22 protein-coding genes and 1 riboswitch are annotated in these 25,753 nt (G+C 67.6%); of the genes, 12 read left to right on the top strand and 10 right to left on the bottom strand.

Annotation, left to right across the window (positions count from 1 at the left end; genetic code table 11):
• Window positions 1-56: 56 nt before the first annotated feature.
• The 4 genes from G3572_RS05035 to G3572_RS05020 all read right to left on the bottom strand — a co-directional run bounded on the left by G3572_RS05035 (window position 57) and on the right by G3572_RS05020 (window position 3,189).
• The gene (locus tag G3572_RS05035; RefSeq protein WP_164609540.1) at window positions 57-596 is read right to left on the bottom strand and encodes an adenine phosphoribosyltransferase; all 540 of its coding nucleotides are present in this window, start codon (window positions 594-596) and stop codon (window positions 57-59) included.
• Window positions 597-607: 11 nt separating this feature from the next.
• Window positions 608-1,273 carry a DUF2927 domain-containing protein gene (locus G3572_RS22370; RefSeq protein ID WP_164609539.1) on the bottom strand — a complete coding sequence of 222 codons (666 nt, stop codon included), beginning with the start codon at window positions 1,271-1,273 and terminating at the stop codon, window positions 608-610.
• Window positions 1,270-2,136 carry an S-methyl-5'-thioadenosine phosphorylase gene (locus tag G3572_RS05025; protein WP_164609538.1) on the bottom strand — a complete coding sequence of 289 codons (867 nt, stop codon included), beginning with the start codon at window positions 2,134-2,136 and terminating at the stop codon, window positions 1,270-1,272. The genes G3572_RS22370 and G3572_RS05025 overlap by 4 nt, the downstream gene beginning before the upstream one ends.
• 465 nt (window positions 2,137-2,601) lie before the next feature.
• The gene (locus G3572_RS05020; RefSeq protein WP_164609537.1) at window positions 2,602-3,189 is read right to left on the bottom strand and encodes a flavin reductase family protein; all 588 of its coding nucleotides are present in this window, start codon (window positions 3,187-3,189) and stop codon (window positions 2,602-2,604) included.
• A 143-nt stretch (window positions 3,190-3,332) separates the two neighbouring features.
• On the opposite strand from G3572_RS05020, the gene G3572_RS05015 reads away from it, so the two are divergent.
• Together G3572_RS05015 and G3572_RS05010 are read left to right on the top strand one after the other, a co-directional pair.
• A complete protein-coding gene (locus G3572_RS05015; protein WP_354003988.1) occupies window positions 3,333-3,821 on the top strand; it encodes a GNAT family N-acetyltransferase in 489 nt (162 codons plus the stop codon).
• 111 nt (window positions 3,822-3,932) lie between these two features.
• On the top strand, window positions 3,933-4,709 hold the full coding sequence (locus G3572_RS05010) for an EcsC family protein (RefSeq protein ID WP_164609535.1): 777 nt from the start codon (window positions 3,933-3,935) through the stop codon (window positions 4,707-4,709).
• 124 nt (window positions 4,710-4,833) lie between these two features.
• Here G3572_RS05010 and ptsP read toward each other — a convergent pair whose 3' ends face one another.
• The 3 genes from ptsP to purD form a co-directional block, all read right to left on the bottom strand.
• Complete coding sequence (gene ptsP / locus G3572_RS05005) at window positions 4,834-7,077, bottom strand: phosphoenolpyruvate--protein phosphotransferase (RefSeq protein ID WP_164609534.1); 2,244 nt, start codon at window positions 7,075-7,077, stop codon at window positions 4,834-4,836.
• A gap of 243 nt (window positions 7,078-7,320) precedes the next feature.
• Window positions 7,321-8,577 carry an aspartate kinase gene (locus G3572_RS05000; protein WP_164609533.1) on the bottom strand — a complete coding sequence of 419 codons (1,257 nt, stop codon included), beginning with the start codon at window positions 8,575-8,577 and terminating at the stop codon, window positions 7,321-7,323.
• A gap of 275 nt (window positions 8,578-8,852) precedes the next feature.
• Window positions 8,853-10,115: a phosphoribosylamine--glycine ligase gene (purD, locus tag G3572_RS04995; protein WP_164609532.1), complete on the bottom strand. Its 1,263-nt coding sequence runs from the start codon at window positions 10,113-10,115 to the stop codon at window positions 8,853-8,855.
• Window positions 10,116-10,180: 65 nt separating this feature from the next.
• Here purD and xseA point away from each other — a divergent pair, with 65 nt between their 5' ends.
• On the top strand, window positions 10,181-11,755 hold the full coding sequence (gene xseA, locus G3572_RS04990; protein ID WP_164609531.1) for an exodeoxyribonuclease VII large subunit: 1,575 nt from the start codon (window positions 10,181-10,183) through the stop codon (window positions 11,753-11,755).
• A 214-nt stretch (window positions 11,756-11,969) separates the two neighbouring features.
• On the opposite strand, the gene G3572_RS04985 is transcribed toward xseA, so the two are convergent.
• Both G3572_RS04985 and G3572_RS04980 read right to left on the bottom strand, forming a co-directional pair.
• Complete coding sequence (locus tag G3572_RS04985) at window positions 11,970-12,371, bottom strand: hypothetical protein (RefSeq protein ID WP_164609530.1); 402 nt, start codon at window positions 12,369-12,371, stop codon at window positions 11,970-11,972.
• Between the two features lie 71 nt (window positions 12,372-12,442).
• A complete protein-coding gene (locus tag G3572_RS04980; RefSeq protein ID WP_240335400.1) occupies window positions 12,443-13,525 on the bottom strand; it encodes an alkane 1-monooxygenase in 1,083 nt (360 codons plus the stop codon).
• Window positions 13,526-13,713: 188 nt separating this feature from the next.
• On the opposite strand from G3572_RS04980, the gene ftsY reads away from it, so the two are divergent.
• From ftsY to G3572_RS04945, 7 genes are all read left to right on the top strand, one after another.
• Complete coding sequence (gene ftsY / locus G3572_RS04975; RefSeq protein WP_164609529.1) at window positions 13,714-14,775, top strand: signal recognition particle-docking protein FtsY; 1,062 nt, start codon at window positions 13,714-13,716, stop codon at window positions 14,773-14,775.
• A 77-nt stretch (window positions 14,776-14,852) separates the two neighbouring features.
• Window positions 14,853-15,758, top strand: a complete 906-nt coding sequence (locus tag G3572_RS04970) for an EamA family transporter (RefSeq protein ID WP_164609528.1) — start codon at window positions 14,853-14,855, stop codon at window positions 15,756-15,758.
• A 20-nt stretch (window positions 15,759-15,778) separates the two neighbouring features.
• Window positions 15,779-16,396, top strand: coding sequence for an inner membrane-spanning protein YciB (locus G3572_RS04965; protein WP_164609527.1), 618 nt, complete (start codon window positions 15,779-15,781; stop codon window positions 16,394-16,396).
• 156 nt (window positions 16,397-16,552) lie between these two features.
• Window positions 16,553-16,629: riboswitch (SAM riboswitch) on the top strand.
• A 49-nt stretch (window positions 16,630-16,678) separates the two neighbouring features.
• A complete protein-coding gene (gene metZ / locus G3572_RS04960) occupies window positions 16,679-17,860 on the top strand; it encodes an O-succinylhomoserine sulfhydrylase (RefSeq protein ID WP_164609526.1) in 1,182 nt (393 codons plus the stop codon).
• Between the two features lie 214 nt (window positions 17,861-18,074).
• Window positions 18,075-19,163 (top strand): GTP cyclohydrolase FolE2, encoded by a 1,089-nt coding sequence (folE2, locus tag G3572_RS04955; RefSeq protein WP_164609525.1) that lies wholly within the window; start codon window positions 18,075-18,077, stop codon window positions 19,161-19,163.
• Window positions 19,164-19,270: 107 nt separating this feature from the next.
• Window positions 19,271-20,719 carry a TrkH family potassium uptake protein gene (locus G3572_RS04950; RefSeq protein ID WP_164609524.1) on the top strand — a complete coding sequence of 483 codons (1,449 nt, stop codon included), beginning with the start codon at window positions 19,271-19,273 and terminating at the stop codon, window positions 20,717-20,719.
• 51 nt (window positions 20,720-20,770) lie between these two features.
• On the top strand, window positions 20,771-22,219 hold the full coding sequence (locus G3572_RS04945; RefSeq protein ID WP_164609523.1) for a TrkH family potassium uptake protein: 1,449 nt from the start codon (window positions 20,771-20,773) through the stop codon (window positions 22,217-22,219).
• Window positions 22,220-22,273: 54 nt separating this feature from the next.
• Here the strand turns inward: G3572_RS04945 and G3572_RS04940 are convergent, their stop codons facing one another.
• On the bottom strand, window positions 22,274-24,100 hold the full coding sequence (locus tag G3572_RS04940) for a serine protease (protein WP_164609522.1): 1,827 nt from the start codon (window positions 24,098-24,100) through the stop codon (window positions 22,274-22,276).
• 201 nt (window positions 24,101-24,301) lie between these two features.
• On the opposite strand from G3572_RS04940, the gene G3572_RS04935 reads away from it, so the two are divergent.
• On the top strand, window positions 24,302-25,279 hold the full coding sequence (locus G3572_RS04935; protein WP_164609521.1) for a glycine--tRNA ligase subunit alpha: 978 nt from the start codon (window positions 24,302-24,304) through the stop codon (window positions 25,277-25,279).
• On the top strand, window positions 25,276-25,752 hold the full coding sequence (locus G3572_RS04930; protein ID WP_164609520.1) for a DUF6446 family protein: 477 nt from the start codon (window positions 25,276-25,278) through the stop codon (window positions 25,750-25,752). Before G3572_RS04935 ends, G3572_RS04930 begins: the two co-directional genes overlap by 4 nt.
• Window position 25,753 lies beyond the last annotated feature (1 nt).

Genomic DNA, 25,753 nt, shown 5'->3' with positions numbered 1-25,753 from the left:
TGTCTAAGGGCGATTCGCTAAAACGCGGTTAACGCCCATGTCACAGGCCACTGCGCCTAAAGCCCCTCGAACGCGCAGAGGGCATGAACATCCATCCCCATCGTCTCCAGCCGTTTGCGTCCGCCGAGATCGGGCAGATCGACGACAAAGGCGCAACCCGCCACCCGCGCGCCCAGCCGCTCGATCAGCTTGATCCCGGCTTCGGCGGTGCCGCCGGTGGCCAGAAGATCATCGACCAGCAGCACCGTCTCTCCGGGTTGCATCGAGTCTTCATGCACCTCGACCACCGCCTCGCCGTATTCCAGCGTATAGGCCTGGCTGATGGTCTGGCCGGGGAGCTTGCCCTTCTTGCGGATCGGCACAAAGCCGGTGGACAGTTGGTGCGCCACCGCGCCGCCAAGGATGAAGCCGCGCGCCTCCAGCCCCACCACCTTGTCGATCCGCACCCCGACATAGGGCGCGAGCAGCTGGTCGACGCACATCCGGAACCCGCGCGGATCGGCAAACAGCGTGGTCACATCGCGGAACAGGATGCCCTCGTGCGGGAAGTCGACGATGGTGCGGATGTAATCCTTGACGGTCTTGGCAGGGCTCATGCGGCGGGCTTTCAGGGTTCAGGCGGATAGAGATGCCGCAGCAGGGCGGCGTCTTGTCCCGCGATGGTCACGGTGGAATTGGCGTTTTGTGACAAGATGGATACGCCCTCATAGGCGGGGCTGTCGATGTCAAACAGGGGTCCGGTCGACTGGTAGATTTCCTCCAGCACCACCGAGACAATGTCGGCGGGAGAAATCTGCGCCGAGATCAGGATCGACGCCTCGGTGATGCGGTTGTCGGGCGTGGACCAGACCGTGGCGTATCCGACCCCCATTTCCCCCGGAGCGCTGAACCCCGGCACGTCGGGCATAAGGCTCCCTTCGGCGGCATCGGTCAGGCGCAGGCGGATGTCGGCCTCTGGTCCGTCGACCCGCGTGATCGTCAGACCCGATCCGGCGCGGTTCATCTGGAGCAGGGCATAATCCACGCTGACCGACAGCAGAAGCGGGATGAAGCGGCCGGTTTCCACGTCAGAGGGGAGGACGGCGAGGGTCAGCGCGGTCTTGGGCCAAAGTAACGGCTCTTGCCGGCAGGGTTCGCCGGGGGCGGCGCCACAGGTGGCGGCGCGGAAGAAATCGGCATCCGGCAACAGCCCGTCAACCTTCACGCCGTCCGAGGCCAGCGACGGCGCGGCCATCAGGCTCAGGCAGGCCGCCAGCCACCGGTGACGGGTCACAGAACCCGTCCTGCCACCGCGTCCAGCTTGGCCAACAGGTCGGGGTCGCGCAGGGCGGGGGCGGTCATGATGGCGTGGTCGAGCGCCCGGTCGCAGCCTTGCGGGCAGGGGGGGTTGGTGGGGCCGAGCAGCGCGGGCAGGCGGGCCACGATATCGCGTGCCAGCCCCGCGTTGCGCCCCATGGTCGCCACCACCTGCGCCACGTCCACCGCCCCGTGCGAGGGGTGCCAGCAGTCGAAATCGGTGACCATGGCAAGGCTGGCGTAGCAAAGCTCGGCCTCGCGAGCGAGTTTGGCCTCGGGCAGGCCGGTCATGCCGATCAGGTCGGCCCCCCATTGCCGGTAGAGCCTGCTTTCGGCGAGGGTCGAGAATTGCGGCCCCTCCATCGCGAGATAGGTCGCCCCTTCATGCAGCCGCGCCCCTGCGGCGCGGGCGGCGGCGGCGACCTGCGCCGACAGGGGCGCGCAGGTGGGGTGGGAAAAGCCGACATGGGCCACGCAGCCCGTGCCGAAGAAGGAGGTTTCGCGGGCGAAGGTGCGGTCGATATACTGCTCGACCAGCACGAAGTGGCCCGGTTCGTAGTCTTCCCGCAGGGACCCCACCGCCGAGAGGGCCACCAGATCGGTGCAGCCGAGGCGCTTGAGGGCGTCGATATTGGCGCGGTGGTTCACGCTGGAGGGGGAATGGACATGGCCGCGCCCGTGGCGGGGCAGGAAGGCCATGGCGACGCCGGCGAGTCGGCCCACCAGAACCTCGTCCGAGGGCTTGCCCCAGGGGGTCTTGACCTTGACCCAGGAGGCGCCTTCCAGCCCGTCGATCTGGTAGAGGCCGGAGCCGCCGATAATGCCGATCATCCTGTCCATTGGGGGCCTCGTGCCTGGGGTCGGGCCGATCTTAGGACGGTCGGGCGGGCGGGGGAAGAGGGCGTGTTCCAGCGTGTTACAGATTGCAAATCTGTTTCATAGCAATGGCTTAGACCTGCGTGATTAACGGTTTGTTTATCTTTGTGCGCGGAGAGGGTGCGGCTCTGGCACGCGGGGGAGGCGGTTTGGCCCTGCAGGGCCTGCCGGATTGGCCCGAGGTTTTAGGCAGGCGGGCGGCCCCGCCCGTCGCCCGGCCCGTCGCCCAGCCAGCCCCCGCGCCCGTCGCCCCCTGCGCGCGCCCGCGTTGTCTGGCTTTGCGCGCCGCGCCCGCACCGCCCCGCGAGGGGGCATGGTCGGGCGGGGGCCGGTCTTGCCCTGGTCTAGCGCGGGGCGGTGCGCCTCGCTGGCCCCGCGCCCCACCACACCACAAGGCGCAGCCAGAGGGCGGGGTCGGCCCGCCCCCTGTCAGGGCCGGTCGTCGGGGCGCAGGTGTTCGAACACCTCGCGCACCACGGCGTAGTCGCGATAGCCCATTCGGGCGAGGGGGTGGTAGCGGGCAGGATCGAAACGGCCATTCACCAGACAGTCGTCGCGCAGGTGGATGCCCGTCACCTCGCCAAGGATCAGGAAATTGTCGCGGCCTTCGAGGGTGACGATCTGGGTCACCTTGCATTCGAGGGTGGCGGGGGCATCGGCGACGCGGGGGCAGTCGATGCTGAGGCAGGGCGCTTTGCCGACCCCGGCGGCGGTGAATTCATCGGTGCCGCGCGGCAGGGCGGCGGAGGTCTGGCTCATCCGGTCAAGCTGCGCGGCGGCGACAATGTTGACGGCAAATACCCCTGTGTCTTGCAGGTTGGCAAGGCTGTCCTTGGCCCCCGTCGAGGCGAACATCACCTGCGGCGGCACATAGGCCACCGCGTTGAAGAAGGAATAGGGGGCCAGATTGTCGCCCAAGGGTCCGGTGGTGGAAATCCAGCCGATCGGGCGCGGGGTGACGATGGCGTTGAAGGGGTTGTGGGGCAGGCCGTGGCCGTCTCGGGGGCGGTAGAACATGGGGGCGGCTCTGTCTGTCAGGAAGGGGAATGGGGATTTGAACCTGACATAATCGCATGTTACGGGCGCATGCCACAGGGAAGTGCGCGGAATCGCCGCTGCCTGCGAGGGTGAGGTGCGCGGCAAGAGGGCAGGAGGCGGTCGTGGTATACAGGCTGGAGGAAGAGACCGAGGACGACTGGTGGGAGGTCGAGGCGCTGTATGACCTGTGCTTTGCGCCGGGCCGCACGGCGCTTTCTTCCTACCGCCTGCGCGAAGGGGTGCCGACGGTGGCGGCGCTGTGCCTGACCCTGCGGGACGAGAGCGGCGCGCTGGCCGCCGTGATCCGCTACTGGCCTGCGCTGGTGGGCGGGCAGGATGTGCTGCTCTTGGGGCCGGTCGCGGTGCATCCGACGCGGCAGGGCGAGGGGCTTGGCGGGCTGCTTATCAACGAAAGTCTGGCCGAGGCGCGGCGTCTGGGCTGGGAGCGGGTGCTGCTGGTGGGCGATGCGCCCTATTACGGGCGCTTCGGTTTTCGCAAACTGGAAGGGGTGGTGATGCCGCCGCCCACCAACCCCGACCGTGTGCTGGGTCTGGCGCTGAAGGCGGGGGCCTGGGACAAGGTGACGGGCGCGGTGACGAAGGCCACCTGAGCCCGGCGCGCGCGCGCCGCCCTGCGCCCGGACCGGCCCATTTGCGCCGGATGTGCGGGGCGCAGAGGAAGGACCATTGCGCCCCCGCAAAAGCCCCCCATATCATGGGACATGGACCCGATATCGCCCGATCACCCGCTTGTTGTGCCCCCCGGCGATGCCTTGCCGGAAATCCGCGATCTGGCCGCGCGGCACCGGCGTGCGAACGGGCCGGTGATCAGTCTTGTCAACCGTCTGGGCGGGCGGCTGGAAAAGCAGCTTGCGCTGATGCCCGAGGTTTACCGCGCCCAGATCGAGCGCGTGGTGGCGCAGGCCCTGTCGGCGGCGATGGCGGTGGCGGGGCAGGCGGAACGGCTGCCCGACAGCGGGCCGCGCGGGCCGCTGTTTGCGGCGATGGCGGCGGGGGCGGCGGGCGGCGCGGGCGGGGTGCCGACGGCGCTTGCGGAACTGCCCGTTACGGTGACGGTGATCCTGCATGCGATCCGGCAGGCGGCACGGGCCGAGGGGTTCGACCCCGACGATCCGGCGATCCGGGCCGAATGCATCCGCGTTTTTGGCGCGGGCAGTCCGCTGGACGAGGATGACGGGATCAACACCAGTTTCTTTTCGGCGCGGCTGACGCTGACCGGGCCTGCGGTTCACAAGGTGATTGCGAGCGTGGCGCCCAAGCTGGCGGGCGCGCTGGGGCAAAAGCTGGCGGCGCAGGCGGTTCCGGTCATCGGCGCGGTGACCGGCGCGGCGCTGAATGCGGCCTTCCTGACCTATTACACCGAGGTGGCGCGGGTGCGCTTTTCGCTGCTGCGGCTGTCGCAGATCCACGGGGCCGAGCAGGTGCTGGCCGAGTTCCGCACGGCGGTGGAGGCTCCGCGGCTGCGGGCGGGGACCTGAAGGAGCGGCTGCGCCGCGCTGTTTCCGAGCGGGCGTCTGGCCTGCGGCCAACCCGCCCGCGGCCTGCCTCCGGCGGGGATGATTCGGGACGGAGAATAGGCGCGGCGCCTCTTGGCGGCAGGGCTCAGTCAGTCTGGGTGGCGAGCCAGTCCATCAGGGCGGGGCGCAGGCTGGCGTCGCCGCGCGCGCGGGCGGCGTCGATGACGGCGCGCACCTGCCCCAGATCGACACGGCGCAGGAGCGCCTTGACCGGGCCGATGGAGGCGGGGCGCATCGAGAGGCTGCGCAGGCCGAGGGCGGCGAGTGCCAGCGCCTCGACAGGGCGGCCCGCGTCTTCGCCGCAGAAGGAGAGCGGCGTGCCGGTTTCGGCGCAGCGGGCGACGATCTGTCCGATGAAGTCGAGGAAGGAGAGGTTGAGCACGTCATAGCGGCGGCGGACGCGTTCATTCTCGCGGTCGGCGGCGAAGAAGAACTGCTTGAGGTCATTGCCGCCGATGGAGACGAAATCGGTAAGCTCGAAGAAGGCTTTCGGCGCGAAGGCGAGGCTGGGGGTTTCCAGCATGGCACCGATTTCGAGCGATGCGGGCATGACATGGCCGAGCGAGCGTTCGCGATGCACCTCGCGCAGGACATGGGAGCGGGCCTGCTGGAATTCGGAAAACTCGGTGATGAAGGGGAACATCAGGGTGAGCGGGCGGCCATTGGCGGCGCGCAGGAGGGCCTGGATCTGCATGCGCAGCACCCCCGGTTTGTCGAGCCCGACGCGGATGGCGCGCCAGCCCATCGCGGGGTTCGGCTCGTCATTCGGTTTCATGTAGGGCAGCACCTTGTCGGAGCCGATGTCGAGCGTGCGGAAGGCGACCCGCTTGCCCTTGGCGGCATCCATCACGCGGGCGTAGAGGCCGGCGAGTTCGGCGCGGCGCGGCATCTTGTTGCGCACGAGGAACTGGAGTTCGGTGCGGAAGAGGCCCACACCGTCGGCACCCGAGCCCGACAGGCTGGGCAGGTCGGCCATCAGGCCCGCGTTCATGTGCAGCGAGATCGTGGTGCCGCATTTCGTCAGCGCGGGCAGATCGCGCAGCGATGCGTAACGGGCCTGCGCCTCGGTCTGCATGGCGATCTTGTCGCGGAAGGCGCGGGCGACGGTTTCCTCTGGGCGCAGATGGGCGATGCCCTGATCGCCGTCGACAAGGATATGGTCGCCGTTCAGCGCTTCGGCGGTGATGCGGCGGGCGTGGATCACGAGGGGGATGGCCAGCGCGCGGGCGACAATGGCGGCATGGCTGCCGACCGAGCCTTCCTCAAGCACCACGCCGCGCAGCTTGCGGCCGTATTCCAAGAGTTCCGCCGGGCCGATGTTGCGCGCCACCAGCACCGGGTTTTCCGGCATTTCCGCGCCGGTATCCGCGCCCTGGCCGGTGAGGATGCGCAGCAGGCGGTTCGACAGGTCGTCCAGATCGTTCAGCCTTTCGCGCAGATAGGCGTCCGGCACCTGTTCGAGTCTTGCGCGGGCGGCGGATTGTTCCTTTTCGACCGCGGCCTCGGCGGAGAGGCCGTTCTGGATGTCTGCCTCCATCCGGCGCAGCCAGCCGCGCGAATGGGCAAACATGCGGTAGGCTTCGAGCACCTGCCGCTGGTCCTTGTCGAGGCTTTCGGCCGAGAGCAGATCGTCGACCGAGACGCGCAACTGGCCGACCGCCGCGCGGATGCGCTCGATCTCGGCGACCGGATCATCCGCCACCGGATTGGTCACCACCACGCGCGGCTCGTGCAGCCAGACATGGCCCTCGGCGGCGCCTTCCTGTCCGGTGGAGCCACGCAGCATCACCGGCTGGCGGTGCAGCGCGCGCATGCCGTCCTCGTCGCTGGTGAAGGCGCCGAGTTCGGTCATCTCGGCCAGCACCATCGCCACGACTTCGAGCGCATAGATCTCGTCATCCGAGAACTGCCGCGCGGTTTTCGACTGCACCACCAGCACGCCGAGTTTCTCGCCCACGCGCTGGATCGGCACGCCGAGGAAGCTGGAGTAGATCTCCTCGCCGGTTTCGGGCATGTAGCGGAAGCCCTTTTCGGCGGGGGCATCGGCTGTGTTGACCGGGGTATTGGTGCGCGCGACGCGCCCGACCAGACCTTCGCCGAGTTTCATCCGCGTCTGGTGGACCGATTCCTTCTTGAGCCCTTCGGTGGCGCAGAGTTCGAGCGTTTCGGGATCGCGGAAGAGGTAGATCGAGCAGACCTCGGTGCGCATCGAATCGGCGATCAGATGGGTGATCTGGTCGAGCCGTTCCTGCCCGCGCGCCTGCGCGCCCAGCACATCGCGCAGGCGGCGCAGGAGTTTGCGGCTGTCACTTTCCGACCGTTCGGGCATTGCGGGGCATCCTTTGACTTGCCCTCTCTATAGGCGAGGCCCTCGCGAAAGGGGAGGGGAGAAACTCGCCGCGTTGCGGCATCGGCCGCAAGAGGCGGCAGACTGCCCGAAAAGCTGGCACTTGCGCCAAAGCCAAACGCCGGAAAGCGGGGCTTTCCGGCGGCGGGGAGGTTCGATCTGCGGTGGCGATGGTGACACGCGCTCCGGCATGCGCGGGCCGGTCCGGCCCGTCACGCCCGATGGTCAAGCCTTGTCGAGTTCGAAGCAGTCGTGCAGCGCCTGCACGGCCAGTTCCATGTATTTGCGGTCGATCAGCACAGAGATCTTGATCTCGGAGGTGGCGATGACCTTGATGTTGATGTTCTCGGCGGCGAGGGCTGCAAACATTTTGGCGGCGACGCCGACCTGGCTGCGCATGCCGATGCCGACGACAGAGACCTTGGCAACATCGGTATCGGCGATCAGCTCGTCATACTTGATGATGCCGGCGGCGCGGGCCTCTTCCATCGCCTTCTGTGCGCGGGCGACCTGGTTGGTCGGCACCGAGAAGGTCATGTCGGTCACGGCACCGGTGTGGTTGCCGTAGTTCTTCTCGCTGATGTTCTGGACGATCATGTCCACGTTCACACCGGCATCGGCGAGGGGGCCGAAGATGGCCGACGCCACGCCGGGACGGTCCTCGACGGTGACGAGGGTCATTTTCGCTTCATCGCGGCTATAGGCCACGCCAGAGACGACTTTCGATTCCATGATTTCATCCTCGTCGCAGACCAGGGTTCCAGAGTTTTCATCCGTATCCTCGAAGGAGGACAGGACACGCAGCCGCACCTTGTAGCGCATGGCCAGTTCGACCGAGCGGGTTTGCAGCACCTTCGCCCCCAGCGAGGCGAGTTCGAGCATTTCCTCGAAGGCGATCTTGTCGAGCTTGCGGGCCTTTGACGCGATGCGCGGATCGGTGGTGTAGACGCCGTCGACATCGGTGTAGATGTCGCAGCGCTCGGCCCCGAAGGCGGCGGCGAAGGCCACGGCGGTGGTGTCCGATCCGCCCCGGCCAAGGGTGGTGATGCGGCCCTCGGCCGAGAGGCCCTGAAAGCCCGCGACCACGGCGACCTTGAAGCCTTCGGCGAATTTCGCATCGATGTTGGCGCGCGGAATGTCGACAAAACGGGCCGAGCCATGCGCCGAGGTGGTGTTGATCGGCACCTGCCAGCCCTGCCAGGACCGGGCGGGGATGCCCATTTCCTGCAGGCGCAGCGCCATCAGCCCGGCGGTGACATTCTCGCCGCTGGCGACCACCGCATCATATTCGCGCGCGTCATAGAGCTTGGACGTGCCCTCGACATAGCCGACCAGACGGTTCGTCTCGCCCGACATTGCCGAGACGATGACGATCACGTCATAGCCGCGCGCCACCTCGGCCTGCACCTTCTTCGCGGCATTCTCGATGCGCGAGAGGTCAGCGACGGAGGTCCCGCCAAATTTCATCACCAGAAGCGGCATGGATCGGTCCTCCCACGGGCCCCCAAAACAGTCGGGCGTGTCATATGCGGGGGCGGGGGGTTGCGCAAGCCCTGCCGGATGCAGTTTTCCTGCAAACTGCGCGCCCTCTGGCCGCAGTTGCACGGGGGGCTGTCTGCCCCCCGGCGGGCCTGCGGCCCGCTCCCCCCGAGGATATTTGGAAACAGATGAAAATGCCGCGCGCTCTTGTTTTTCATCTGTTCTTAAATATCCCCGCCGGAGGCTCCCGAATGGGGGCCATGCGCGGCGCTGGCAGGTTAAAGCGCCCGCCAGCCGATGTCGCGGCGGCAGAAACCTTGCGGCCAGTCGATGGCATCGACCAGGGCATAGGCCCGGGCCTGCGCCTCGGCGAGGGTGGCGCCGCGCGCGGTGGCGTTGAGCACCCGGCCGCCATTGGCCACGATCTGGCCATCGCGTGCGGCGGTGCCGGCGTGGAACACCATTTGCGACGAGGTTTCCGGCAGGCCGTCGAGACCGCCGATGACGCTGCCCTTGGCGTAGGGGCCGGGGTAGCCTTGTGCCGCCATCACCACCGTCATGGCATGGTCGTCGGCCCAGTTGACGCGGGCGGTGTCGAGGCGGCCTTCGGCGCAGGCGAGCAGGAGGTCGAGCGCCTGCGCGCCAAGGCGCATCATCAGCACCTGGGTTTCGGGGTCGCCGAAGCGGGCGTTGTATTCGACAAGGCGGCACTGGCCGTTCTCGATCATCAGGCCGGCGTAGAGCACGCCCTGATAAGGGGTGCCCCGGCGCGCCATCTCGCGGATCGAGGGCAGCACGATCTGCTCCATCGCCTGCTGTTGCAGCGAGCAGGTCAGCACCGGGGCGGGGGAATAGGCGCCCATGCCGCCGGTGTTGGGGCCGGTGTCGCCCGCGCCCACGCGTTTGTGGTCTTGCGCGGTGCCGACGGGCAGGGCGTTCACCCCGTCGGTGAGCACGAAGAAGCTGGCTTCCTCGCCGGTCATGAACTCTTCGATCACCACCTCGGCCCCTGCGGCGCCAAACTCGCCGCCGAACATGTCGTCGATGGCGGCCAGCGCCGATTCGACGGTCATCGCCACGATCACGCCCTTGCCGGCGGCAAGGCCATCGGCCTTGACCACGATGGGCGCGCCCTGCGCCTGCACATAGGCGCGGGCGGCGGCGGCATCGGTGAAGCGGGCGTAGGCTGCGGTTGGGGCGCCGCAGGCGTCGCAGAGTTCCTTGGTGAAGGCCTTGGACGCCTCCAGCCGTGCGGCGGCAGCGCTGGGGCCGAAGGTCAGCAGCCCTGCGGCGCGGGTCGCATCGGCCACGCCGGCGGCGAGCGGTGCTTCGGGGCCGATGATGACGAAATCCACCGCGTTCTCGGCGCAGAAGGCCACCACGGCGGCCCCGTCCAGAATGTCGATATCGGCGCAGTCGGCCAGTGCGGCGATGCCCGCATTGCCCGGCGCGACGATCAGCCGGTCGGTTTTCGGGTTCTGCTTGACCGCCCAGGCCAGCGCATGTTCGCGCCCGCCGGAGCCGAGGATCAGGATGTTCATGGGCGCGCCCCCTTGGCCTTCGGTTGGAGGCGTCATAAGGTCAGCCGCATTGGGAGGCAAGCGCCATGGACCTGTTCGAAGACACCCCGGCCCCGGCGGGCAACAGCCCCGAATACACCGTATCGGAGCTTTCCGGCGCGGTGAAACGGGTGATCGAGGGCGAGTTCGGCCTTGTGCGCGTGCGGGGCGAGGTGGGGCGGGTGTCACGCCCGGCCTCGGGGCATCTCTACTTCGACCTCAAGGATGACCGCTCGGTGATCGCCGCCATTTCGTGGAAAGGGCAGGTGGCGCGGATGCAGGTGCGCCCCGAGGAGGGGATGGAGGTGATCGCCACCGGGCGGATGACCACCTTTCCGGGCCAGTCGAAATACCAACTGATCGTCGAGGATGTGGCGCCTGCGGGTGCGGGCGCGCTGATGGCGATGCTGGAAAAGCGCCGGGTCGCGCTGGCCGGGGAAGGGCTGTTCGATGCCGCGCGCAAGCAGCCGCTGCCCTATCTTCCGCAGGTGATCGGGGTGGTGACCTCGCCGTCGGGCGCGGTGATCCGCGACATCCTGCACCGCCTGCGCGACCGCTTTCCGCGCCATGTGCTGATCTGGCCGGTCGCGGTGCAGGGGCAGGACTGCGCGGCACAGGTGGCGGCGGCGATCCGCGGCTTCAACGCGATTGCGCCCGGCGGCCCTGTGCCGCGCCCCGATGTGCTGATCGTGGCGCGCGGCGGCGGCTCGCTCGAAGACCTCTGGGGCTTCAACGAGGAAATCGTGGTACGGGCGGCGGCGGCGTCGCGGATTCCGCTGATCTCGGCGGTGGGGCACGAGACGGACACCACGCTGATCGACCTTGCCGCCGACCGGCGCGCGCCCACGCCCACTGCGGCGGCGGAAATGGCGGTGCCGGTGCGGCTGGACCTTGTGGCGGCTGTCGACGCACTGGGCGCGCGGCTGAGCCGGGCCTTGGCCCAAGGCGTGTCACAGCGCGGCCAGCGGCTGCGTGATCTGGCCCGTGCGCTGCCGCGTCCCGACACGCTGCTGGCCGGTCCGGCGCAGCGGCTGGACACGGCGGCAGGGCGGCTGTCGGGCGGGCTGTCGCTGGCGGTCAGCCGCAAGCGCGGAAGCTATGAACGTCAGGCGGGGCGGCTGTCTCCGGTGGCGCTGGCGGGGCTGGTGGTGCGGCGGCGCGAGGCGCTGGCGCGGCGCGCCGAGGCGCTGGAGGCGCGGCTGGCGCGGCGGCGCGACCTCTGGCACAGCCGCCATGACAAATGGGCCTCGCGGCTGGCCCCCTCGCTCGCGCGGCTGATCGCGCAGGCGGGGATGAAGATCACCGAGCAACGCCGCGCGCTGCAAGGGTTTTCCGCGCGGCTGGACGCGGCTCCGGCCCAGCGTCTGGCCGAACTTGCGCGGCGGCTCGGGGCGCTGGACCGCACGCGGCAGACGCTGGGCTATGACCAGACCCTGCGGCGCGGCTATGCGGTGGTGCGCGGCGACGGCGAGGTGGTGACGACCCGCGCGGCGGCCGAAAAGGCCAGCGCACTGGAGGTGCAGTTCCACGATGGCCGCCTGACGCTGGGCGCGCCTGCGGCCCGCAGCGGTGGGCGAAAGGGTGGCGGCAGCAAGCCGCCGGAACAGGGGTCCTTGTTCTGACAGCCGGCCGGTCTTTCAGCGCCGTTCCCTCCCTCGCGCGGGGAATGCCGCAGATTTTGCATCCCGAGCACCGGGTCACTCCGCGCGGACGCTCCGCGGGGAGTATTTCTTAAGCAGCAATGCGGAAGAGGCGCTCGCCTCGGATTGCTGCTTGCAAAATACTCCCGCCGGAGGCGTCCTGTCCTGTCAGCCTGTCTGGCGGATCAAGCCTGTGCTAGACGCCGACATCCGGCCCGGCACAAGCCAGCGGGTCGGGCGATTGCGCGACTTCCGACAGTTCCGATCCTGCGCCGTCGCCGATGAACAGGCCGGTCAGCCGCCCCTCGTCGCGCCAGAAGGACCAGCATTGCGGCGTCGGGTCATAGGTATAGGTGAAGCAGATCAGGCCGGCCTCTTCATACCAGCTTCCATCGCGGCAGATATCGCCCTTGAAGGCCCAGCGCACCTTGCGCCCCGGCAGGTATTGCTCGGCCCCGTAGATCGCGCCGCGCTGGCTGAAGGTCAGGGTCTTGCCGGTGGTATAGGCCTCGAACTCGGCACCGGTCATCGGGACCGGCGGCTCGGCCGCGCCGAGCGGCAAGGGCAGCAGCATCAGGCAGAGGGCAAGGTGGCGCATGCGCGGGCTCTCCGTTCACGGATATACCGAGCGTGGCATGGCAGAGGCTGCCGCGCCAGTGACCTGTGCGGCTAATGCGCGGGTTCTTGCCCGTGCGGGACCTCTGGCGCGGGGGGCTGCACATTTTGCCAGCGCTTGAGATGAGGGCGCATGCGGCGGTGCCACAGGCGCGGCACCATCGCCATCGCGCAGGCGACAGGCAACGGCCAGGGCAGCACGGGCGTATCCTCGCCCAGCCGCAGGGCGGGATAGGGGCGTGAAGGGTGGGCGTGATGGTCGGAATGGCGCGGCGCGTTCAGCATCAGGGCCGAGGAGGCCCAGTGCGGCGTGTTCCACGAATGGCGCGGCCCCACCGGCTCATACCGCCCGTCAGGCAGGCGCGCGCGGGTCAGTCCGTAGTGCTGCACATAATCGCCAAGAAGTTGCTGCAGCTGCGCATGGGCGGCCAGTCCCAGCCAGACCAGCACGCCCGCCGCGCCGCCGATCCAGCCCGCTGCCGCAAGGCAGAGCGCGCCGATGCCCAGATACCACAGGTAGGGGTGCAGCCCCGACCGCCCCCCGCGCCGCGCGCGCAAGGCATCTTCCGCCGCCTTGCCGGCCCTGAATCCGCCCAGCCAGGCGCGGGGGGCAAAGCGCCAGAAGCTCTCGCCCGCCCGCGCGGAATTCGGATCGCCGGGGGTGGCCACCGCCACATGGTGTACCAGCCGGTGCGCCGAGGCATGGTGGCCAAGCAGCATCATCGCATAGACCAGCACCCCGAGCCGGTAGAGCCCGCGCTGCGCCCTGTGGATCAGCTCGTGCGCGGCCGGATGGCCGACCTGCCCCAAAAAGGACCCTGCCGCCAGAAACAGCAGCACCTTCTCGCCGCGCCCCAGCGTCTCCGAGGTCAGCCCCAGCACGGCAAGCGGCATCAGCGCGACCACCGCCAGCCCCACCGCGACCAGAACCGCATCGGCGGCGGGAAACTCGGCCCCCTCGGGCGCATTGCCCGCAACATAGGGCACCATCTGGTCGAGCAGCACCACCAGCACGGCCATCGACAGGAACCCCGCCCAGAGCCAGCCGCCCCCCGCCAGCGCGCCCGTGGCGATCAGCCCCGCCGGCATCAGCGCGGCAAGGGCAAAGACTGGCATGGGAAGGGCACGGGCGCTCATGGCCCAAGTCTAGCAGCCTTTGGCGGCGTTTCCAGAGGGGCAGGCGGGCCGCGCGTCGCAGCCTCTCCGATGGCCGCTTTTCGCGCCCGAGGCGGCTTTCCCGCCGCAAAAGCGCCGCAGCGCCTTCCCTCAGGCGGCATTTGGGCTTAGGGGAGGGGAAAGCGTCGTCACAGGACCGGGGCCTTCCGATGTCATTCTTCAAAAAGCTGCGCGACAAGATGTTCCGCTCGTCGGACAAGATCGGCGAAGGGCTGGAGGCGCTGGTCGCCGAGGGGACCGCGCCGGAAGCGCAGGCCGACGCTCCGCAGGCGGTGCAGCCTGCGGCCTCCGTGCCGCCCGCCGGTGCCGCGCCGGAGCCTGCCGCAAGACCGGGGCTGCTCGGCCGCCTGTTCGCCGGCACCGAGGCCGATGCCCCGCGCCGCGAGATGGATGATGCCATGCTCGAAAGCCTCGAGGATGTGCTGATCCAGGCCGACATGGGCGTCGATACCGCGCTGCGGGTCAGCGCCAATATCGCCGAGGGCCGCTTCGGCAAGAAGATCTCGGCGCCCGAGTTGCGCCGCGCCCTTGCGGGGGAGGTCACGCGCATCATGACGCCGGTGGCCCGCCCCCTGCCGCTGTATCCCAGCAAGCCGCAGGTGGTGCTGGTGGTGGGCGTCAACGGCTCGGGCAAGACCACGACCATCGGCAAGCTGGCCAGCCAGTTCAAGGCGGCCGGAAAATCGGTGGTCATCGCGGCGGGCGACACTTTCCGCGCGGCAGCGGTCGAACAGTTGCAGGTCTGGGGCAGCCGCGCCGGGGTTCCGGTGCTGACCGCGCCCGAAGGCTCCGACCCGGCCAGCCTCGCCTTCGATGCCTTCACCCGCGCGCGGGCCGAGGGCGCGGACCTTCTGATGATCGACACGGCAGGCCGCCTGCAGAACCGTGCCGACCTGATGGAGGAACTGGCCAAGATCGTGCGCACCCTGCGCAAGATCGACCCGACCGCGCCGCACAACACGCTTCTGGTGCTCGATGCCACCACCGGCCAGAACGCCGTCGCGCAGGTCGAGATCTTCCGCAAGATCGCCGATGTCTCGGGCCTCGTGATGACCAAGCTCGACGGCACCGCCAAGGGCGGCGTGCTGGTCAGCCTCGCCGACAAGTTCGGCCTGCCGATCCATGCCATCGGCGTGGGCGAACAGATCGACGACCTCGCCCCCTTCGACCCCGAGGATTTCGCCCGCGCGCTGGTGGGGCTGGACGCCTGACCCCATTCATCTGTTCATAAATATCCTGGGGGTCCGGGGGCAAAGCCCCCGGGGGTCCAGCAAGGACGACGTTTTTCATGACCGATTGGCTGATCTCTCTCGAAGGCACGCCCGAAGGGCTGCGCCTCGCGCTGATGCTTGCGCTCACCTCTGCCTTTGCCCATGCCGTCTTTGGCGCGCTGCAGAAGGGGCGGCATGATCCCTGGGTCACGCGCGGCTCGATCGACCTCTGGATCGTGATCTTCTCGGCCCCTGTGGCGCTGTTTGCGGTGCCCTGGCCGCAGGGGTTCGAATGGCTGGTGCTGCTCGGTGCGCTGGGCATCCATTTTGCCTATAAACTCACCATGGCGCTGGCCTATGAGCGGGCGGCGTTCACCGTGGTCTATCCTGTCGTGCGCGGCACGGGGCCGCTGGCGACGCTGGCCTTTGCCGCGATTTTCCTTGGCGAGGGATATGGTGCGCTGCAATGGCTGGGGGTGGCGATCCTCTCGGCCTCGATCCTCGCGCTGGCGGCGCTGAACCTGCGCGGCGGGGTGGTCGCGCGGGCGGCCTTGCGGGCGGGTCTGGCCTGGGCCTTTGCGGGCGGGCTGCTGGTGGCGGTCTACACCACCTATGACGCCTGGGGCATCCGCCTCACGCCGGACCCGTTCACGTTCTTGGCATGGTTTTTCCTCATCACCGCCATCGACTTTCCGCTTCTGGTCGCTTACCGCCAATGGCGCGGAATTGGCGCGCCCTTGCCTGCGGCGGGGCCGCTGATGATGCGCGGCATGATCGGGGCGCTGGTGGCCTTTGTCAGCTTTGGCGGGGTCATGCTGGCCACGCGGCTGGGCAAGGTGGGCGAGGTTGCGGCGCTGCGCGAGACCTCGACCGTCTTTGCCGCCGTGATCGGCTGGGCGGTCCTGGGCGAGAAGGTCGGCCTGTGGCGCGCGCTGCTGATGGCGGGTGTCGCGGGGGGCGCGATCATGGTGCAGGCTGGGTAACGGGAGAAGGACAGGAACGGATGGCAGAGCGCAAGATCAGCGGTGTGGTGAAGCAGGTTCTCGAACTGGGGCCGACGATCATCTTTTTCCTGATCTATCTGCGGATCAAGGATGACACATTCACCCTTGGCGGCACCGAATATTCGGGCTTCATCATCGCGGCGCTGGTGTTCATCCCGATCCTGCTGCTCGCGATGGGCATCCTCTGGGCGCTGACCGGCAAGATCAGCCGGATGCAGGTCTTCACTGCCTTCATGGTGATCTTCTTCGGTGGGCTGACCGCATGGTTCAACGACGAGCGGTTCTTCAAGATGAAGACGAGCATCGTCTACGGCTGTCTGGCCGCGCTTCTGGGGATCGGGCTTTTGCGCGGGCAGAGCTGGCTGGAATATGTGATGGCCGAGGTCCTGCCGATGCAGCGCGAGGGCTGGATGATCCTGACCCGCCGCCTCTGCGCGATGTTCCTCGGCCTTGCCATCGCCAACGAGATCATCTGGCGCACGATGTCGACCGATACCTGGGTCAAGCTGGAAACCTTCGGGATGCCCGCTGCGCTGATGCTGTTCCTGTGGTGGCAGATCTTTGCGCTGCAACGCTTCCTGATCGATCCCGAGGATGCTGGCAAAACGGGGGAGTAGCGCGCTTGTCTGCGCCGCCGCGCGCGGGGCCGAGGGCAGGAGCGCTCCGCGCGGGAGTATTTGGAAAGCAGCAATGCGCAGGGGCGGGCACCGGGCACGGGGTGGTGTTGACCGCCTGCGGCCAAAGGCGTTGACCGCGTGCGGGCAAAGGCGTATGGGGCGCCTTGTGGTGCTTTGTTACCGGATTGCGGGCCACGTTAAACATTCCGCTAAAAGGTCTTGGGGATGGGCCCCGAAACCTTTGCCGGTTTCGGGGTTTTCTTTTTGCCGAAAGGTGACGGCATGTCTGAGACTTGGAACACGCGCACGAAACTGGTGCATGAGGGCACGCGGCGCAGCCAGTATGGCGAGATGGCCGAGGCGATCTTCCTGACGCAGGGCTTTGTCTATCCGACCGCCGAGGCGGCGGAGCAGCGTTTCGTGCAGGCGGGGGCAGATGAATTCATCTATGCCCGCTATGGCAACCCGACCACACGCATGTTCGAAGAGCGCATCGCGGCGCTGGAGGGCACCGAGGATGCCTTTGCCACCGCGAGCGGCATGGCGGCGGTGTCGGGCGCGCTGACGGCGATGCTGCGGGCGGGCGACCATGTGGTGTCGAGCCGCGCGCTGTTCGGGTCGTGCCTCTATATCCTCGAGGAGGTGCTGACGCGCTATGGCGTGAAGGTGACCTTTGTCGACGGGGCCGATCTGGACCAGTGGCGCGCGGCGGTGACGCCCGGCACCAAGGCGGTGTTCTTCGAATCGATGTCGAACCCGACGCTGGAGCTGGTGGACATCGCGGCGGTGGCCGAGATTGCCCATGCGGTGGGCGCGCTTGTGGTGGTGGACAATGTCTTTGCCACCCCGATCTTTTCGCGCGCGGTGGAGCAACGCGCCGATGTGATCGTCTATTCCACCACCAAGCACATCGACGGGCAGGGGCGCGCGCTGGGCGGCGTGGTCTGCGGCACCAGCCAGTTCATCCGCAAGGTGCTGGAGCCCTACATGAAGCATACCGGCGGCAGCATGTCGCCCTTTACCGCATGGATGCATCTGAACGGCATGGCGACGCTGGACCTGCGCTGCCGCGCGATGGCCGACAGCGCCCTGAAGATCGCATCCGCGCTCGAGGGTCATCCCAAGCTTTCGCGGGTGATCTATCCGGGGCTGGCAAGCCATCCGCAGCACGGGCTGGCGATGGCGCAGATGGGGTCGGGCGGCACCTTGGTGACCTTTGACATCGCGGCGGGCAAGGAGGCGGCCTTCCGCTTCATGAACGCCTTGGAGATCGCCAAGATTTCCAACAATCTGGGCGATGCCAAGACGATTGCCACCCATCCGGCCACCACCACCCACCAGCGCCTGCCGCAGGACCAGAAGGACGCTCTTGGCATCACGCCGGGGCTGATCCGGCTGTCGGTGGGGCTGGAAGATGCGGACGACCTGATCGCTGATCTACAGGCTGCGCTTGCGCAGGCCTGACGGCTGCGCTTGCGCAGGCCTGATGGCTGCGCCGGGGCGGGCCTGAGGCTTGTTGGACAGCCTTCGGGTGATTACATCTGCAAAGGGCGCGGGCAGGACGGATTTCCGGCCCTGCCCGTCGCCTGCAACTGATCCGATCGCGGATGCCTTGCGTATACCTGTTGACATTGACGGCATGGGCGCGCGCCCGGCCTGAACCGGAAGGACAGACCTCATGAACATTCACACTCCCGAGCTTGACCGCAAGCCCAGCCGCGACGAAGCCGAAGCTGCCCTTGCGCTGTTGCGGCAATGGGCGCGCAGCTCGTCCGATGACGAGATTGCGACGCTGGAGCCGGGGGTGGGCTATCTGCTGCCCGGCCAGTTCGCCCCCGCGCTGAGCCGCGCCTATCCGCATGGCTTTGCGGTGACCGCCGCCTACAAGGACAGTCTGCCCGATCTGCAGAACGGCCCGTCCAGCCTGATCCGCGGGGAGCGGCAGCGCATCCAGCATGTGGGGATTTCCAACTTCCGCCTGCCGATCCGCTACCAGACCCGCGACGCGGCCCCCCTGATGCTGGAAACCAGCGTGACCGGCACCGTCAGCCTCGAGGCGGAGAAGAAGGGCATCAACATGAGCCGCATCATGCGGTCTTTCTATGCCCATGCGGAACGCACCTTCGGCTTTGCCGTGATCGAGGCGGCGCTGGATGATTACAAGGCCGATCTGGGCAGCTTCGATGCGCGCATCCAGATGCGGTTTTCCTTTCCGATGCAGGTGCCGTCGCTGCGCTCGGGCCTTGCGGGCTGGCAGTATTACGAGGTGGCCTTCGAACTGGTCGAGACGGCGGGGGTGCGCAAGAAGATCGTGCATCTCGATTACGTTTATTCCAGCACCTGCCCCTGCAGTCTGGAACTGTCGGAACATGCGCGCAACACGCGCGGGCAGCTTGCGACGCCCCATTCGCAGCGCTCGGTCGCGCGGATCTCGGTCGAGGTGCTGGACGATGCGCTGACCGTGGAGGATCTGGTGGAGATCGCGCGGGCCGGCGTGGTCACCGAGACGCAGGTGATGGTGAAACGCGAGGACGAGCAGGCCTTTGCCGAGCTGAACGCCGCCAACCCGATCTTTGTCGAAGATGCGGCGCGTCTGTTCTGCGCGGTCTTGAAGCGCGACCCGCGCATCGGCGATTTCCGCGTGCTGGCCAGCCATCAGGAAAGCCTGCACAGCCATGATGCGGTCAGCCTGCTGACCGAAGGCCCGACCTTCGCGCAGGACAGCCTTGACCCGCGGCTGTTCCAGTCGCTGTTCCACATCGGCTGAAGCGGCATCGCGGCCGGCATGGTTCGCAGCCGCCTTCCCGATCCTGATTTCGGACCTGCCGCGCCGGATTGACCACTCGTCGCGGCAGGCGTAAGTCTTCGCGCATCATGGTCGACATCCGGCCCCTTGCGCATGTGATCGGCGCGCTGCTGATCTTTCTGGCCTGCATGATGCTGGCTCCGGCGCTGGTCGATTTTCGCGCTGGCCTGAGCAATTCCCGCGACTTTCTGGAATCGGCGCTGATAACGGGTGGCATCGGTCTTGCCATGCGGGTTGCCACTGCCAATTCCGACCTCTCGCGGCTGGACACCCGTCAGGCCTATCTGCTGACGGTGATGGTCTGGGCGGGCCTGCCGCTGTTTGCCTGCCTGCCCTTTGCGCTGGGCGCGCCGGGGCTCGGCTTTACCGATGCCTATTTCGAGGCGGCCTCGGGGCTGACCACCACGGGGGCCACGGTGATTGTCGGCCTCGATCATCTGCCGCCGGGCATGAACCTGTGGCGGGGGATGCTGAACTGGATCGGCGGGCTGGGCATCGCATTTGTCGCGATGATCTTTCTGCCGGTGATGCGGGTGGGGGGGATGCAGTTTTTCCGCACCGAAGGCTTTGACACGCTGGGCAAGGCCTTGCCCCGCGCGACCGATATCGCGCGGGCGCTGCTGGCGGTCTATGTCGGTCTGACGCTGTTGTGCGTCATGGTCTACCAGAGCCTCGGGATGAGCGGGCTGGACGCGGTGGTGAATGGCGCGGCCACGATTGCGACGGGGGGATTTTCGCCTTCGGATGCGTCTTTTGGCAAATATCCGGGGGCGGCGGAATATGCGGGGGCGCTGTTCATGCTGCTCGGCAGTTTTCCCTACATCCTTTACGCGCGGGTGGCGGCGGGGCAGAGCGGCGCGGTGCTGTGGGATGCGCAGATCTGGGCGCTCTTGCGCTGGACCGCCTATGCGGTGGGCAGCGTGACGCTGTGGCGCGTGCTGACCTCGGACATGGGGACGGAGCAGGTGTTTCGCGAGACGCTGTTCAATCTGGTGTCGATCATCACCGGAACCGGGTTCTTTACCGGCTCTTTCGCGGGCTGGGGCGGTTATTCGATGGCGGTCGCGCTGATTGTGGGGCTGATCGGCGGCTGTTCGGGGTCATCCTCGGGGGCGCTGTCGGTGTTCCGCGTGCAGGTGGCCTGGGCGGCGGTTCAGGCGCAGATCGCGCGCATCCATTCTCCCGAGCGGATCGCGCCCGTGCGCTATGCCGGGCGACGGGTGGAGGACGAGGTCATCAATGCCCTGATGCTCTATGTCACCGGCTATATCCTGATCCTCGGAGTGTTCACGGTGGCGATGTCGCTGGTGGGGGTCGACATGATCTCGGCGCTGTTCGGCATCTGGATGGCTTTGGGCAACATCGGCTATGGCTATGGCCCCATGCTGGGCGATACAGGCACCTTCCGCGATTTCCCCGATGCCGCCAAATGGTTGATGACGCTGGCGATGCTTCTGGGGCGGCTCGGGCTGCTGGCGGTGCTGGTTGTGGCTTTGCCGTCCTTCTGGCGGGCCTAATGCGCCGCGGCTGATTGACTTGGGCGCAGGGCTTCGCCAAGGCTCGGGGGCATGATCGACCTGCGCCCCGTGACCTATGTGATCGGCCTTCTGGTGGCAACCATGGGGGTCTTCATGCTGTTCCCGCTGGCGCTTGACCGCGCGGCGGGCGATCCGAACTGGCAGGCTTTCCTGCAAGCGGCGATCCTGTGCGTGGTGGCGGGGGGCGGCACGGCGCTGGCTTCGGCCAATGGCGCGGGGGCCGCGATGAGCCTGCAACAGATTTTCCTGCTGACCACGGGGGTCTGGGTGGCCATGCCCGCCTTCGGGGCCTTGCCGCTGATGCTGGGCGCGCCGGGGCTGTCGCTGACCGATGCGATGTTCGAATCGGTCTCGGGCATGACCACCACCGGCACCACGGTGATTGTCGGCATCGACGCGCTGCCGATGGGGGCGAACCTGTGGCGCGGCATCCTGCAATGGCTGGGCGGTCTGGGCATCGTCATCGTGGCGCTGTTGTTCCTGCCGGTGATGAAGGTCGGCGGGATGCAGTTCTTCCGCTCGGAGGGGTTCGACACGCTGGGCAAGGTGCTGCCGCGCGCCTTGGACATTTCCTCGGCGCTGATCCAGATTTACCTGTGGCTGACGGTGGCCTGCGCGGTTACCTATTTCGCGCTCGGGATGGGCGGGTTCGACGCCGTCATGCATGCGCTGACCACGGTGTCGACCGGCGGGATGAGCAGTTATGACGCATCCTTCGGCACCTTTCAGGGGCCGCTGGAATATGCGGCGGTTGTGTTCATGCTGCTGGGCAGCCTGCCCTTCATCCGTTTCGTGCAGATGGCACAGGGGGTGTTCGGGCCGCTCTGGCGCGACCCGCAGGTGCGCGCCTATCTGCGCTGGAACCTTTACGCGATCGTGCTGGTGCTGCTCTACGAGGTGCTCCGGCATGACATGGCGGTGTCGGTCGCGCTGCGCGAGACGACGTTCAACATCGTCTCCACCTTCTCCGGCACCGGATTCTCGTCGGTCGATCTGTCGGGATGGGGGCCGTTTCCCTTTGTCATCCTCATCATCGTGGGGCTGATCGGGGGCTGCACCTCCTCGACCGGCTGCTCGGTCAAGGTGTTCCGCTATCTCATCCTGTTCGAGGCGATCAAGGCCCAGATCAAGCGGCTGCACAACCCGTCCTCGGTCAACCCGCTGCGCTATGACGGGCGCAGCGTCGGGCAAGACGTTCTTGACTCGGTGATCGTGTTCTTCACGCTGTTCATCCTGACTTTCGGCCTGCTGGCGGTCGCGCTGTCACTCACCGGGCTGGAGTTCCGCACCAGCGTCACCGCCGCCTGGACCAGCATCGCCAATGTCGGCCCGGTCTTCGGGCGCGAGGTGGGGGCCACCGGCGCCGTGGTTGCCTTCCCCGACTCCGCAAAATGGCTGATGATGGCGGGCATGCTGGTGGGGCGGCTGGAACTGCTGTCGGTCTATGTGCTGTTCATGCGGCGCTTCTGGCAGGACTGATTCCGCGCGCCTTCCGCAGCCCTGCGCCCTCTGCCATCCGCATGCGCCCAGGCGTTACTCCCAGCAGCTCACCAGCACCGTCATCCCCAGCGCCTTGCGGCTCAGGTCCTCGGGGGCCAGCGCGCCTGCCGCGGTGGGGGCGGCGGGTGTGATGCCGCGCCCTTCCAGCACCTCGCGCAGCACCGTGCCCGAGGCGGCAAACTCCACCCCCTGCGGCAGCAACCGTGCCGCATCCGGCGCGCGGGGCAGCAGCATCCCGAGCACCGCGCCGGTGCCGTCGAGCACGGGGCCGCCCGCGTCGCCGGGCAGCGTCTCGATGGCCAGACGCTTGATCCCCGTCTCGCCGTTTAGCCCCTGCACATCCTCGAGCCGGCCGAAGGTGATGACGGGGGCGGGCAGGGCGTCTTCATAGGCATAGCCCGCGACCGCCACTTCGGTGCCGATCCGGTCGCTTTCGGTCTGGAATCCGGCAATGGCGGGCGGGGCGAGGGGGGTCTTGGGGCCGAGCAGCGCAATTCCCGTTTCGGCATCGACATGGGCCACGCTGGCCTCGGTCACCTGATCGAGCGTGATGCGCCCGCAGCCTGCCACCGCCTCGGCGGTGGTCAGCACATGGCCGCTGGCATCGACGTAAAAGCCCGAGCGTGACAGGAGCGGGCGGCGCACGTCCAGCCCGGCGAGCAGGCCACGGCGGGCGGCATCGGTCATCGGCACCATGCCGGGGTCCAGCGCACGGTTGCCAACGGGGCGGAAGCTGGACTGCATCAGCCCCAGCACACGGCCCGCGCGCTCGGCCTGTTCGGGCGACCAGACGAGGATATAGCCCTTGACCAGCCCCGCGCGGGTTTCGGCAAAGGCATGGCTTTGCAGCGTGGAAGATTGCGCGTTGATCTCGAATGACCGCTCGCTGCGGCTGCGTTCGCCCGTGGTGGGAATGATCGTCAGCGTTTGCAGGATGTCATAGAGCCCGTAGAGCGCCGCCTTGTCGCCCGGTTGCGAGATCAGGATCACCTTCATCCCGCCCGCCTCTTTGGGCGCGAAATGCACGAAGGGCGGCTCGTAATGGTCAAACTGCACAAGGCCAAGGGGCAGGGTGATCTCGATGCCCGCCTCTGCCTCTGTCACGGTTTCGAACCCGTATTCGGCCACATCCGCGCGCCAGTTTTCCACCAGCACCGCGCGTTCGCGCTGCGTCAGGACGCCCGTCGGCTCCCGCCCCAGAGCGGTCTGATAGGCCGCCATCGCGCTGCGGGTGCCGGGGCCGAAAGCGCCGTCGATGGCCGCGTTGTAGAACCCTTCCCATTGCAGCGCGCGCTGGAGGTCCGCCCGCTCTTCGGGGCTGAGGGCGGCTTCGCTGCGGCGCGCCTCGGCGGGGGTTTCATCGGGGATGATGGCGGCGGGCGCTTCTGCTGCGGTCCCCGTGCCAAGATCGGTCTCCGCCTCTGCCACGGGGGCCAGCGTGGTGACCTCGACCGGCGCATCGGGGGCCAGCGGGGCCGCTTCCGGCTCGGCAGGCGCTCCGGCTGCGGTTTCTGCCGGCGCGGGGCTTTCTTGCGCATCCTCGGGCCAGAACTGTTCGCGGAAATTGGTGCCGTCTGTCACATAGCTGTCGCGCGGGATCAGGTTCTCGCGGCGCAGCTCTGCCAGCCGCTCGGCTGCCTGCGCCGCAGCATAGGGGCCAAGCGCGATGCCATACCAGCGCGACCCCAGCCGGTAGCCCACCACATCGGGGAAGGCCGCCGCATAGGCGCGGGCGCGCTCCTGCGCCTCTGCCAGCGTGGGCTGGGCTTCGACCTGCACCCAGGATTGTTCTTGCGCGGCGGCCAGTCCGGCCCAGAGCATCACCGCCATCATCCAAAGCCCAAAGCCTGCGCGCCGCATTCCGTTCCTTCCGCTTTCAACCCTTCGCCACCCTAGTGGCGCACCCTTGACAAAGGCGAGAGCAGATCGCCCCCCGCCGTTCACAGCATCGAGAGCCGCCGCGCCCCGCCGCACGCGCGGCGGCGCATTGACCCTGCCGTGCCTCTTGCCTATGACAGCCGGGCATTTCAAGGGTTTTGCGTGGCAAAAGGGGGCAACACCATGTCAGACAGTCAGCCGGCACGCGCGGAACCGGCGGCGATCAGCGCGCCACGGTCCTTTCAGGAAATCATCCTGCGTTTGCAGGCCTATTGGGCCTCCAAGGGCTGCGCGATCTTGCAACCCTATGACATGGAAGTGGGGGCGGGCACCTTCCACCCCGCGACCACCCTGCGCAGCCTTGGCACCAAGCCCTGGGCCGCCGCCTATGTGCAGCCCTCGCGCCGCCCGACCGACGGGCGCTATGGCGAGAACCCCAACCGCTTGCAGCATTACTACCAGTATCAGGTCATCATCAAACCTTCGCCGCCGGACCTGCAGGAGCTGTATCTCGGCTCGCTGCGCGCCATCGGGCTGGACCCGGCGCTGCATGACATCCGCTTTGTCGAGGATGACTGGGAATCGCCCACGCTCGGCGCATGGGGTCTGGGCTGGGAGGTCTGGTGTGACGGGATGGAGGTCAGCCAGTTCACCTATTTCCAGCAGGTCGGCGGCCATGACTGCCGCCCCGTCTCGGGCGAGCTGACCTATGGGCTGGAGCGGCTGGCCATGTATGTGCTGGGCATCGACCATGTGATGACCATGCCCTTCAACGACCCCGACGCGCCCATCGCGCTGACCTATGGCGATATCTTCCGCCAGACCGAGGAAGAATACAGCCGCCACAACTTCGACGGGGCCGATACCGACAAGCTGTTGCGCAACTTCGCCGAGGCCGAGGCGGAATGTGACCGCCTTCTGGGCTTCGATCCGCAGGACGAGAAATCGGGCAAGCGCATCATCATGGCGCATCCGGCCTATGACCAGTGCATCAAGGCCAGCCACCTGTTCAACCTGCTCGACGCGCGGGGCGTGATCTCGGTCACCGAGCGGCAGGCCTATATCGGGCGGGTGCGCGCGCTGGCCAAGAAATGCGCCGATGCCTTCCGCCAGACAGAGGCCGGGGCCGATGCCGCGGCAGAGGCCGGGGCGGCGACATGAACGGCAAGATCGCAGCGGGGGCCATCGTGATTTCAGCAGCAGTTGCAGGGGTGGCGATCTGGTATCTTCAGGTCCATGCGTTTTACGAACCCGTCACCTTCACGCCGGGGCAGGAAATCACCCTGACCACCATCGAATCCGGCCAGCCCGAGCCGATTCTGGCCGAAGACATCACCGGCATCGACGCAGACAGCAGCCCCCTGCGGTTCCGCGCCTGCTTCACCACGCCGTTGACCCAAGCCATGCTGTCGGAAACCTATGTCAGCTATCAGGGCGCCGAGCCATTGGTGGCCCCCGGCTGGTTCGACTGCTTTGACGCGGTGGAAATCGGCACCGCGCTCGAACGCGGCGAGGCGCTGGCCTTTCTGTCGCAAGCCGAGGTGCATACCGATGTGGACCGCGTCGTCGCGGTCTTTCCCGATGGCCGGGCCTTTGCCTGGCACCAGCTGAACCCCGCCGCCAAGGACAAGTGAC

Origin of the sequence: Pseudotabrizicola algicola (genome assembly GCF_010915705.1) — a bacterium.
Classification (GTDB): domain Bacteria; phylum Pseudomonadota; class Alphaproteobacteria; order Rhodobacterales; family Rhodobacteraceae; genus Pseudotabrizicola; species Pseudotabrizicola algicola.
The sequence above is the reverse complement of the archived record's forward strand: the minus strand, read 5'-3'. Positions and strand labels throughout refer to the sequence as shown.